This window comes from Campylobacter concisus, assembly GCF_902460595.1.
Taxonomy (GTDB): Bacteria; Campylobacterota; Campylobacteria; order Campylobacterales; family Campylobacteraceae; genus Campylobacter_A; species Campylobacter_A concisus_BL.
In genome coordinates this window covers 796654-807779 of record NZ_CABPVA010000001.1, presented here as the reverse complement: position 1 = coordinate 807779, position 11126 = coordinate 796654, and the positions used below count along the sequence as shown (strand labels likewise).

The 11126-nt window shown below is 41.3% G+C and carries 12 protein-coding genes; 10 read left to right on the top strand and 2 right to left on the bottom strand.

Annotation, left to right across the window (positions count from 1 at the left end):
• The first annotated feature begins 81 nt into the window (after positions 1–81).
• From F3G86_RS03945 to F3G86_RS03900, 10 genes are all read left to right on the top strand, one after another.
• A complete protein-coding gene (locus tag F3G86_RS03945; protein ID WP_009294394.1) occupies positions 82–753 on the top strand; it encodes a response regulator transcription factor in 672 nt (223 codons plus the stop codon).
• Positions 750–2006 carry an ArsS family sensor histidine kinase gene (locus F3G86_RS03940; protein ID WP_107944450.1) on the top strand — a complete coding sequence of 419 codons (1257 nt, stop codon included), beginning with the start codon at positions 750–752 and terminating at the stop codon, positions 2004–2006. The genes F3G86_RS03945 and F3G86_RS03940 overlap by 4 nt, the downstream gene beginning before the upstream one ends.
• Positions 2003–2575, top strand: a complete 573-nt coding sequence (recR, locus tag F3G86_RS03935; RefSeq protein ID WP_107944449.1) for a recombination mediator RecR — start codon at positions 2003–2005, stop codon at positions 2573–2575. The genes F3G86_RS03940 and recR overlap by 4 nt, the downstream gene beginning before the upstream one ends.
• An 83-nt stretch (positions 2576–2658) precedes the next feature.
• The gene (gene trpD, locus F3G86_RS03930; protein WP_107944448.1) at positions 2659–4275 is read left to right on the top strand and encodes an anthranilate phosphoribosyltransferase; all 1617 of its coding nucleotides are present in this window, start codon (positions 2659–2661) and stop codon (positions 4273–4275) included.
• Positions 4262–4873 carry a phosphoribosylanthranilate isomerase gene (locus tag F3G86_RS03925; RefSeq protein WP_107944447.1) on the top strand — a complete coding sequence of 204 codons (612 nt, stop codon included), beginning with the start codon at positions 4262–4264 and terminating at the stop codon, positions 4871–4873. Before trpD ends, F3G86_RS03925 begins: the two co-directional genes overlap by 14 nt.
• Positions 4866–6047, top strand: a complete 1182-nt coding sequence (trpB, locus tag F3G86_RS03920; protein WP_103605345.1) for a tryptophan synthase subunit beta — start codon at positions 4866–4868, stop codon at positions 6045–6047. The genes F3G86_RS03925 and trpB overlap by 8 nt, the downstream gene beginning before the upstream one ends.
• The gene (gene trpA, locus F3G86_RS03915; RefSeq protein ID WP_149723046.1) at positions 6040–6789 is read left to right on the top strand and encodes a tryptophan synthase subunit alpha; all 750 of its coding nucleotides are present in this window, start codon (positions 6040–6042) and stop codon (positions 6787–6789) included. Before trpB ends, trpA begins: the two co-directional genes overlap by 8 nt.
• Before the next feature lie 77 nt (positions 6790–6866).
• Entirely contained in the window at positions 6867–7286 is a 420-nt protein-coding gene (locus tag F3G86_RS03910; RefSeq protein WP_002942548.1) for a chemotaxis protein CheX, read from the top strand.
• Positions 7283–7600, top strand: coding sequence for a flagellar motor switch protein FliN (fliN, locus tag F3G86_RS03905; protein ID WP_002942551.1), 318 nt, complete (start codon positions 7283–7285; stop codon positions 7598–7600). Before F3G86_RS03910 ends, fliN begins: the two co-directional genes overlap by 4 nt.
• Positions 7597–8475, top strand: coding sequence for an excinuclease ABC subunit A (locus tag F3G86_RS03900; protein ID WP_149723045.1), 879 nt, complete (start codon positions 7597–7599; stop codon positions 8473–8475). The genes fliN and F3G86_RS03900 overlap by 4 nt, the downstream gene beginning before the upstream one ends.
• 355 nt (positions 8476–8830) lie before the next feature.
• Here the strand turns inward: F3G86_RS03900 and F3G86_RS03895 are convergent, their stop codons facing one another.
• Both F3G86_RS03895 and F3G86_RS03890 read right to left on the bottom strand, forming a co-directional pair.
• Positions 8831–10279 carry a Ppx/GppA phosphatase family protein gene (locus F3G86_RS03895; protein ID WP_149723044.1) on the bottom strand — a complete coding sequence of 483 codons (1449 nt, stop codon included), beginning with the start codon at positions 10277–10279 and terminating at the stop codon, positions 8831–8833.
• A 3-nt stretch (positions 10280–10282) separates the two neighbouring features.
• The coding region (locus F3G86_RS03890) for a sensor histidine kinase (protein ID WP_223228535.1) at positions 10283–11126 on the bottom strand (844 nt) is incomplete at its 5' end.

The following is an 11126-nucleotide window of genomic DNA, read 5'->3' as shown; positions in this document are numbered from 1 at the left end:
ATCCAAAAAAGTTTAAATTTAAAAAAAAATTTACATTTTTGCCGTATAATCTCTACTATTTTTTAATGAAAAGGATGATTTATGATTAACGTTTTAATGATAGAAGACGATCCAGAATTTGCTCAAATTTTATCTGAATATCTTGATAGCTTTAATATAAAAGTGACTAACTTTGAAGACCCATATCTAGGCCTAAGCGCAGGGATAAAAAACTATGACCTGCTCATACTTGACCTTACTTTGCCAGGTATAGACGGCCTTGAAGTTTGCAAAGAAATTCGCCAAAAATACGACATACCTATTATCATAAGCTCAGCTCGCAGTGACATCAGTGACAAGGTAGTTGGCCTTCAGCTTGGAGCGGACGACTACCTGCCAAAGCCATACGATCCAAAAGAGATGTATGCTCGTATCACAAGCCTTATTAGAAGATATAAAAAGACAAATGAAGTGCAAGAAGAGGTCGTTGATAGCGCATTTAGGATAGACGACAAGCGTCATGAAATTTACTTTAATAATGAAGCTCTTGCTCTTACGCCAGCTGAGTATGAAATTTTAACCTATCTCATCAAACAGCACAGCTTTTCAGTATCTCGCGAGCAGCTAGTTTATAACTGCAAGAGCCTAAAAGACAAGGACTCAAAGAGCCTAGATGTTATCATCGGACGCCTTAGAACAAAGATAGGCGACAGCTCAAAAGCGCCAAAACATATTTTTTCAGTTAGAGGCATAGGATATAAGCTTATCGGATGAAATACTCCATAACCACCAAGATAACTATCATCTTTGCCATCGCTTTCTCGCTGATGTGCTTGCTCTTTGTAACATTTGCAAACATTCAGCAAGAAAGTGCCCTTGAGAAGCTAAAAGACAAACAAATAAGCGCCATGAACTATCTTGTGGCGCTTTACGAGCGTGGCAATCCTCCAAGAGATTTGGAGCACTACTTTAAAAATTTCAACCTAGAATATGTCGGCAACAAAAATTTAGCCACCTCAGTTACTACAAGTGGAAACGCTATTTTTACGCAACACACGCCTCTTGGCATGATGCAGTCGGTTAATTACAAAGGCGATTTGTATCTACTTATCAAAAATCCATCTTTTCAGCTGATACTTGAAAGTAACGACGCAAGGCACGTAAATGACCCGCTTTGGGTGGCATTTTTGATCATCTCAGCTCTACTTATCTCGCTTTATGTCTCGGTGCTTAGAAGCCTTTTGCCGCTTAGAAGACTGAGCAAAGATATCAGAAAATTTGCCAGCGGAAACATGGAGATGGCGATGACTGCTAGGCTAAATGAAAACGAGCAAGACGAGATCGGGCAGGTCGCGGTTGAATTTGACAACGCCGTTTGCAAGATCAGAGAGTTAATTCGCTCAAGGCAGCTATTTTTACGTGCGATCATGCATGAGCTAAAGACGCCTATTGGCAAGGGTAGGATCGTCTCTGAGATGGTCGCAAACGACACTCAAAAGATGAGGCTCATAAACGTTTTTGAGCGCCTCGAGATGCTTATAAATGAATTTAGCAAGGTCGAGCAGCTTCTTTCAAAAAGCTACGCACTAAACTATCAAGAGTGCCATTTCTCGCTCATTTTAGAGCAGGTGCAAGATATGCTCATGCTTGATAAATTTGAAGAGCGAGTGAGCTGTGACATCAGAGATGACGTCTTATTAAGAGTTGATTTTCAGCTTTTTAGTTTGGCGATTAAAAATTTGATAGACAATGCCCTAAAATACGCAGAGGATAAGAAAGCCATTTTGATCTGCGATAGCGAATTTATAGCGGTTAAAAATTTAGGCAAAAAGCTAAATCACCCGATTGATTACTACAAACAAGCTTTTGTGAGAGGCGATAAAGTGAGTGCGGGAAGCGGTATGGGGCTTGGACTTTACATCATCGAGCAAATTTGCCAGATGCAAAAATTTGAGCTTGTATATGACTACGAGGACGGCTATCACGTCTTTAAAATTTTACTTCGAGCAAAGGCAAAACGCGCATGAAAAGGGGCTTAGAGAAATTTAACGAGCTAACTGAGTCATTTGCTAAGCTACCAGGTGTCGGTAAAAAATCAGCCGCGAGATTTGCCTACTTTGTCTGCATGCAAGATAGCTTTGCAGGGCTAAGGCTGGCGCAAAATATCGAAGACGCGGTAAGGTTTATCAAGCGCTGTGAGCGTTGTGGTGGGCTAAGCGAAAATGAAATTTGCGACATTTGCAGCGACGAGAGCAGGGACAGCGAGGTCATCTTGCTGGTTGAGAGCCCAAAAGATATCTTGGTTTTTGAGCAAAATGGCATCTACAACGGCCTTTACTTCGTGCTTGACGATATTGACGAGGACGCCATAGAGAGGCTGCGAAGCGCTATCAAGCAAAATGGCTCAAAAGAGGTCGTTTTCGCCTTTACACCGGGGCTAAATTCAGACGCTCTCATGCTTTATGTCGAGGATAAGCTTGGCATGAGTGAAATTTCATTTAGCAAGATCGCTCAAGGCGTGCCAACTGGGGTAAATTTAGAAAACGTCGATATGCTCTCACTCTTAAAAGCCTACGAGAGCCGCACAAAAGCCTAATTAAAATTTCTTTTAGTTATAATCTCACCTAAATTTATAATATTTAGTCCGCGTAGCCGCCGCTAAATTTAAAAGGATAGAGATTGATTTTACTTATAGATAACTACGATAGTTTTGTCTTCAACGTTGAGCAGTACGTAAAAGAGCTCACAAACGAAGAGGTTAGATGCGTTAGAAACGACAAGATAACGCTTGAAGAGATCAAAAAACTAAACCCAAGTAAGATCATCCTAAGCCCAGGACCAAAGCACCCAAAAGATAGCGGAGTTTGCTTAGAAATTTTGCAGGCCAACCTTGGCGTGCCGGTGCTTGGCATCTGCCTTGGACACCAAGCCATAGGGCTTAGTTTTGGCGCAAAGATAAAAAGGCTAGACGACCCGCTTCACGGCAAGACCTCATTTATCGACGTGAAAAATAAAGAGCCGCTCTTTGCTGGACTGCCTGAGCGCTTTGAAGTTATGCGCTACCACTCGCTCTATGTCGATGAGCTCCCAGCTAGCTTAAGCGCTGATGCGGTGAGCGATGATGGCGTAGTTATGGCACTTAGCGTTAAAGATAAGCCGATATTTGGCATCCAGTTTCACCCAGAGAGCTACTTCACGCAATACGGCAAAAAGATCGTTGAAAATTTTGTAAATTACAAGGCAAAAGATGAGGTAAAAGAGCCTAAAATCCGCTCACTCAAGCCATATCTTATCAAGCTTCAAGAAAATATTCCGCTTGATGATAGTGACTTTGAGCAAATTTGCGAGATAATAGCTAGCAAAGAGTACGAGATCGTGCAGCTTTCAGCCCTTTTGGTGCTAATTAGCGAAAAGAGCCTCTATCCAAAAAGCCTCGCTGCGCTTGCAAAAAATATCCTAAAATACTCGCAAACTTACCGCGATGATACGCCTATGATCGATCTTTGCGGTACTGGCGGCGATGGCTTTAAGACGATAAATATTTCAACCACAGTGGCATTTATCCTCGCAAGCCTTAGCATAAAGGTCGCAAAACACGGCAATAAAGCAGTTTCAAGCAAGTCTGGCAGCTCTGATGTGCTTGAAATTTTAGGCGTAAAAAGTGAAAAATCACTGGCAAAACAGCGCGAAAATTTAGCTAGTAAAAATTTAGCCTTTTTCCACGCACCATTTTTCCATCCGCTAGTTGGTGAGGTGAGAGAAGTGCGTCAAAGACTTGGTATAAGGACCGTATTTAACGTGCTTGGACCGCTTTTAAATCCAAATTTAAACCTTACAAATCAGCTAGTTGGCGTCTATCATAAACCTGTTTTAAAACTCTATGCCCAGACGCTTAAGATCCTTGGTAGAAAGCACGCTCTAGTCGTTCGCGGCGATGACGGACTTGATGAGATCACGCTTTGCAGTGAAACGAGCGTTGTGGAGCTAAAAAATGGCGAAATTTTTGAGTACAGCATCACGCCAGAGCAGTTTGGCTTTAAAAGAGCGCTTCACAGCGATATCGAGGGTGGCACACCTGAAGAAAACGCCAAAACCTTGATCCGCACGCTAAAAGGCGAGGAGCAGGGGGCGAAATTTGACATCGTGGTCTTTAATGCGATGTTTGCACTCTACGCGGCTGATGGCGCAAAGAGCCCAGACGAGGCCAAAAAAATGGTACTTGAAGCGATAAATTCAGGCAAAGCGTATAAATTTTATGAAGAGTTTATAAAGGCTGGGGCTAATGGCGCTAGTTAAAATTTGTGGCATCAAAACGCTAGATGAGGCAAATGCGGTTTGCGCTTTGGATGTTGATTTTATCGGGTTAATATTTGCCAAAAGCAAAAGAAAGGTCGAGCTAAATTTAGCTAGGCAGATAGCCAAATTTGCTCATAGCAAGGGCAAAAAAGTGGTTGGTGTTTTTGCGGAGCAAAGTGATTGTGAGATAATGGAAATTTGCCAGTTTGCTGGTCTTGACGTGGCTCAGGTGCATGGAGCGATCAGTGAAAATTTAGAGGCAAATTTAAAAGATATGGGGCTTGAGATTTGGCAGGTTTTTAGCGTGAAAGATAGCTTGCCAGAGGTTGATTTTAAGCATTTTGATATGGCGCTTTTTGACTGTAAGGGCGAAAATGCTGGCGGAAATGGCACTAGCTTTGAGTGGGAAATTTTAAAAGAGGTTAAGTTTAAATTTGGCATGGCTGGAGGCATAGGCGAGCACAACATAAAAGAGGCGCTCAAATTTAAGTCATATCTAGTCGATATCAACTCAAAAGTCGAGGACGAAAATGGCATAAAAGATGCGAAAAAGATAGAGAGAATTTTAAAGATCATAGGTGAGGTAGAAGATGAATAGTAAGGCGTATTTTGGAAAATTTGGCGGGCAGTTCGTGCCTGAGACAGTGATGTTTGCCCTTGATGAGCTAGAAAATGCTTATGAGAGCATCGCAAAGACAAAAGAGTTTAAAGACGAGCTTGATGATCTTTTGAAAAACTACGTTGGCAGGCCTAGTCCGCTCTTTTTTGCAAAGCGCTTAAGCGAGCACTATGGACATGAAATTTACCTCAAGCGTGAGGATCTAAACCACACGGGCGCGCATAAGATAAATAACGCCCTAGCTCAAGCGCTGCTTGCTAAAAAAATGGGTAAAAAGAAAATTTTAGCTGAGACTGGAGCTGGTCAGCACGGCGTGGCAACAGCAACTGCAGCGGCACTTTTGGGCTTAGAGTGTGATGTCTATATGGGCGCAACAGACGTGGCTAGGCAGCAGCTAAATGCCTTTCGTATGCAGCTTCTTGGCGCAAAGGTGGTGAGTGTAGAAGATGGCTTAAAAACGCTAAAAGAGGCGACTACGGCGGCCATACAAGCGTGGGTAAATGAGATAGAAAGTGCATTTTACGTCATCGGCTCAGCCGTTGGCCCACACCCATATCCAAAGATCGTGCGTGATTTTCAAAGCGTGATCGGCACAGAGGCAAAAGCTCAGCTTGCAGACTACGGCAAAAAGGCCGATTACGTCATCGCTTGCGTTGGTGGCGGTAGTAATGCTATTGGCATTTTTAGTGCGTTTTTGGACGATAAGAGCGTAAATTTAGTAGGTATAGAAGCTGGCGGCCTTGGCATAGATACCCCTTATCACGCAGCTACGCTTAGCAAAGGCAAAACCGGCATCATCCACGGCATGAAAACGACTGTTTTGCAAGATGAATACGGTATGATCTCGCCAGTACATAGCATCTCAGCTGGTCTTGACTACCCAGGCATCGGCCCAGAGCACGCCCACCTAAACGACATCAAAAGGGTAAGATACGAGGCCGTGACCGACGATGAGTGCATAAATGCCTTGTATTTTCTAAGCAAGATGGAGGGCATCATCCCAGCCATCGAGAGCGCGCATGCGGTGGCGTATCTGGAGAAGCTTTGCCCAAAACTTGATAAAAAAAGCGTCATCGTCGTAAATATCTCAGGCAGGGGCGATAAGGACATAAACACAGTCATCGGCTACGAAAAAGGAAAAATTTATGGATAAGGTAAAAAGCGCATTTAACGGCAAAAAGGCAAACATCGGCTACATCGTGGCTGGATATCCAAGCTTAGAAAAAACGAAGGAATTTTTAGAAAATTTAGATGAGAGCACGCTTGATCTGCTAGAGATCGGTATCCCATACTCTGACCCGCTGGCTGATGGCAAGCTCATCGCGCAAGCTAGCTTTGAGACAGCTCAAAGTGGCGTAAATACCGACGTTGTCTTTGATATGCTTGAAGACTGCAAGGCAAAAGTGACAAAGCCACTTGTTTTTTTAGTTTATTACAACATTATCTTTGCTTACGGCGTTGATAAATTTCTAAAAAGATCACGTGAGGCGGGAGTTAGCGGCTTTATCGTGCCAGATCTGCCTTGTGAGGAGTGCGAGGAATTTGCTCTAAAGTGCAAGGAGCTAAATTTATGCCTTGTACCACTTATCAGCGTCACTTCTGGGGGCAGGGCGGATGAGATATTAAAATTTGGCTCAGGATTTATCTACGTACTAGGTGCTATCGGCGTTAGCGGTTCAAAAAGAGCTGATGAAGATAGGATAAAAAATTTAGTCCTAGAGCTTAAGAAAAAGAGCGATCTGCCAGTGGCTGTGGGCTTTGGCATCAAAAACAAAGATGACGTTAGTGAAGTGAAAAAATATGCTGATGCTGCGATCATAGGCACGCAAATAGTCAAGCTTTGCGCCAAATTTAGCGCAAAAGAGCTAGTTAAAGAGGTCGATAAACTCTTTTAAAATGCTTAATAAATTTATAGCTAATTTAGTAAAGCCAAAGTATAATTAACGCGCATTTCAAGTCTTAAGGAAGAGATATGAGAAAAGTTATAGATGAAGCCACGAGCTATCTTTGCAAGGATACTTTGGGGTTGGATTTAGAGTTTGGCAAGAGCCTTGGTAAAGGATTTTACGGGGCTAGCATACCAGTTTATAAGGGCAAAAGTGAGTATCAGTTTTATCTATTTTTTAAAAAAGATACTTTAAAAATTTTCATGAATGCCTTTTTTGGTCACGAAGATGTTGATGGTGGCGATCTGGACGATCTTTGCAAAGAGATAGCCAATCAGATCATCGGCAAGGCTAAAAATCTACTAAATGAAAAAGAGCCAAATGCTTATAAGCTTGGAACGCCTGAGTTTTTGGGCGAGGTTGAGAATTTTGGCATAAAGCTAAAAGAGAAATTTATATATAAGATAAAAAATAGAACATTTCAAATAGGCTACAAGATACAATGAACGACGAAGGTGCGATAGAGACACTAGAACAGCTAGGGCTTTTTAAGAGCTATGACGAGCTTATGGATATAAGTGTTGATTTTATAGCTGAGCTAGGAACTACCACAGTTAGCATAAATGAGCTTTTGAAATTTGAAGCTGGCTCGGTCATAGACCTCGAAAAACCAGCTGGCGAGAGTGTGGAGCTATATATAAATAATAGAATTTTTGGAAAAGGCGAAGTAATGGTTTATGAGAAAAATTTAGCCATCAGGATAAATGAAATTTTGGACTCAAAGTCAGTTATTCAGTACTTCAAAAAAGAACTTTTATGAAATTTATACTATTTTTTGTGCTTTTTGCTACGCAGATATTTGCCTCAAACTTGCTAACATACAATATCTATGAGCGTACCGACAGGGTCGACATCATGCTTAGCTTTGATGCGCCTTACGAGGGTAATATCTTTCAAAAGCGTGAAAAAGATACGACCTCTTTGATACTAAATTCTCTAAGCTACGATCAAAGCGCGAGCAAGGACATAAACTCAAAGATTATTCAAGAGCTTGAGATAGAGCCAAAGCAAAACTCTTTAGTTTTAAATTTGCGCTCAAACGATGCGATCATCGTAAATGCTTCAAAGACAACTGACAGCTTCGGACTTCGCATCCGCGTAACGCTAAAAAACACAAAAACGCAGGTGCAAAATATGCCTCAAGCAAGCGCAAAGATAGAAACTACTAGCACGCCAAAGACAGAAAATGAACCTATGGTTAATATTGATTCGAGATACTTCATCGTCCTAAGTGTGCTCATTGCGCTTCTTATATTTTTATATGTTTTTAAAAGATATATCACTTCAAAAAGTAGTGACTTCAGTGGATTTAAAACACCGCAAAATCAACCACAAAACGACACAAAGTCGATGAACTGGCTGCTTAAAAATCAAAATAGCGGCGTCAATATCATATATGAAAAATATCTTGACCGCACAAACAAGCTAATGCTTCTAAGCTACGAAAATAGGCGCTATTTAGTGATAGTTGGCAGCTCAAATGTCATGCTTGATAGCTTTGGCGAGGATAAGATCCAAAATGAGCAGGACTTCGCAGTCTTTTTTGAAGAAAACAAGAAAAAGCTCGGCTCATTTTTGCAAGAGCGCCAAAATAGCCTAAATAACTACAAAGACAAAATGAGCGGGGAATTTTAGCCCCGCTTCGCTACTAAATTTAAAAATTTAGAAGAGCATTTTCATAAATTTTAAAATTTGCAATAAATTCTCTCATATAAAACTCATGTAGTGCGAAGCACTGAAGCATGCACTTCTAATGAGCGAGGGGATTGGAGGATTAAAAAGGGGGATAAGGGGACGGTTTTCTCGTGTCTGCCACGTAGTTGCGAGCCTACAAATTTTAAAATCCCACTCACTCGCAAGAATTGACTACTAAAATTTTGACTTCGCTTATCTCTTTGCTTAACTTTTAGAGCCGAAATTACTCGCTCATGAAATTTTAAAATTTGCCCAAATACACTAGCGTTTTTTAAAATTATCAGCTACTTTTGTCCTATACAAACGAAATGGCAAAAATTTCAGGTTTTGCGATCTTTTTTATCTCTTCTTTTGCCATGGCAAATTCTTTTGCGCCCTCTATTTTTAGTGTGTGGCCGCTAAACTCAAAGCTTAAATTTATCTTCTCACAGGTTATATCAAGTGCCTTGGCTAGCGCAAGGATGAAGCTTAGCCACCTTACGCACTCAGCCTTTGGCAATAAATTTTTATACTTTTCAAACTCATAAATATTTTTCTTGCCATTTGTGCCGATGACTGCGGCTATTAGTGCCTTTTGCTCATGTGAAAAGCCGTAGTTTAGGGCATTTAGTATGATATAGGCTGAGTTTTTGTGATCGCCGTAAAAGCCTATCTCTTGACCGACGTTGTGGAGCTTTGCAGCAATTAGCAGCGTCTCAAGATAGCTCTCATTTAGCCCATGAAGCTTTTTAAGCGCCACAAAAATATCCTTTGCGTATCTTGCCACGGCTTTGTTGCAAGAGAGGATGAAGCGGTCTTGTAGGCTTTTGACGCTTGGGTTAAAATTTTCTGGAAATTTAAGACTTGGACGCAAAAAGTCTTTTAAAAAGACGCCCTCTCTTACGCCAACGCCACTTGTGATGACATTTTTGGCATTTAGCGCCTTGGCAAGGGCTAAAAATATATGTGCGCCCTCTCTAATAGTGTCATATCTATCTTTTTTTATAGGGAATTTATTTAGTTCAAGCACGCTAACGTTTGCGATGCTCTCGATGTAGGCTTGCTCGTCGCTAAGCTTGTAGCAAAAGCCATGCAGCGATGAGAGCGGATATAAATTTTTGCTCATTATGGCCGATGAGATCGCTCTTAAAGAGCCGCCGATCGCTATTAAATTTGGACACTTAAATCGCTTATCTATCTGCGCCGTGATCTGCGATAGAAATTTGGGTAGCTTGTTTAAATTTTTCTTATCAAAAAATAGCTCTTTTAGCCTTACTGTGCCTATATCAAGCGAGAGGACATCGACTATCTTGCCGTTACTTATCCTAGCAAGCTCGGTCGAGCCTCCGCCGATGTCGATAGTGACGCACTCGGCTAGATTGTGAAGTAAATTTTTAGCCGCTATCGCTCCAAAAGTAGCCTCTTCTTTGCCGTCAATGACTTTTAAATTTATGCCAAGTTTTTTTCTTAAAAGAGAGATCAAAACACCTGAGTTTGGAGCATCTCTAAGTGCTGAGGTGCCGACACATAGGACTTTAGAGCATTTGTAGCTTTTTATGATGTTATCAAATTCGCCAAAAGCTTTGATCGCTTTTTGCATTGAAGCTTCTGAAATTTCGTTATTTGAGCCGTATCCACCTTCACCTAGTCGCACTTTGGTTTTGTATTCAGCTAGTATAAAAAATGCTAAGCGTGACGTGCGCTCAAATATCGCCATACGCATAGAATTTGAGCCAAGATCGATCACTGCGGTTCTCTTTGCCATTTTTTATCCTTTTAAATTTAAAACGAGGCTTGCAACTGCTCCGTTTGTATTCTCTCTATTTTTGATAGATATCTCAGCCCCAAGTGCCTGTGCTGCGCCCTTTGCGAGAAATAGTCCAAGTCCAGCACCACCTTTGTTGCCGTATCTTTTAAATGGAGCAAACAGATCCTTGCTCTCGTCTATGCCCACGCCTTCGTCGGCAACCTCGATGATAAATTTGCTCTTTTCAACCCTTGAGCTAATCGTAATCGTGCTATTTTTTGGAGAAAATTTAATAGCATTTTGGACGAAATTTTGCACGATGTGAGTTAGTAGGCTGGTTTGGATATTTAGGTTAAAAATTTCAGGTTTTAGATCGAGTGCGAGATTTTTTTCTTCACCTTTTGCGAGTACCTCGTAGTTTTTGCCAAGTTTTTTCAAAAACGCGATCACATCGGTATTTACTGGCTCTTCAAACTGCGCGCCCTCTTGACGACCTATCTCAAGGACAGAGCCTATCATAGCGTTCATGCCGTTGATCGCTTCGTTGTTTGATTTTAGCGCTTCTATGTATTTTTCGCTCTCGCGTGGTTTTAAAAGCGTAACTTCGTTTTTAGTTTTCATAACGGCAAGCGGCGTCTTTAGCTCGTGTGCAACGCCTACAAAGAGTTCTTTTTGGTATAAGACAAAGGTTTGTATGCGAGAAATTAGTCTATTTATGCTATTACCAAGTGGCAAAAACTCGTCTGGCAAGCTTTTGATATCGATCTCTTTTAGAAATTTCTCATCTAAATTTGTAAGCTTGTGACTTAAAATTTTTATAGGTATTAAAAGCATTCTTGATAAAAATAGTGCATAAATAGCACCA

Bases quoted from the DNA above. Each gene is read 5' to 3' on its own strand.
- F3G86_RS03945 (WP_009294394.1), top strand. From the start codon at position 82: ATGATTAACGTTTTAATGATAGAAGACGATCCAGAATTTGCTCAAATT.
- F3G86_RS03940 (WP_107944450.1), top strand. From the start codon at position 750: ATGAAATACTCCATAACCACCAAGATAACTATCATCTTTGCCATCGCT.
- recR (WP_107944449.1), top strand. From the start codon at position 2,003: ATGAAAAGGGGCTTAGAGAAATTTAACGAGCTAACTGAGTCATTTGCT.
- F3G86_RS03925 (WP_107944447.1), top strand. From the start codon at position 4,262: ATGGCGCTAGTTAAAATTTGTGGCATCAAAACGCTAGATGAGGCAAAT.
- trpB (WP_103605345.1), top strand. From the start codon at position 4,866: ATGAATAGTAAGGCGTATTTTGGAAAATTTGGCGGGCAGTTCGTGCCT.
- trpA (WP_149723046.1), top strand. From the start codon at position 6,040: ATGGATAAGGTAAAAAGCGCATTTAACGGCAAAAAGGCAAACATCGGC.
- F3G86_RS03910 (WP_002942548.1), top strand. From the start codon at position 6,867: ATGAGAAAAGTTATAGATGAAGCCACGAGCTATCTTTGCAAGGATACT.
- fliN (WP_002942551.1), top strand. From the start codon at position 7,283: ATGAACGACGAAGGTGCGATAGAGACACTAGAACAGCTAGGGCTTTTT.
- F3G86_RS03900 (WP_149723045.1), top strand. From the start codon at position 7,597: ATGAAATTTATACTATTTTTTGTGCTTTTTGCTACGCAGATATTTGCC.
- F3G86_RS03895 (WP_149723044.1), bottom strand. From the start codon at position 10,279: ATGGCAAAGAGAACCGCAGTGATCGATCTTGGCTCAAATTCTATGCGT.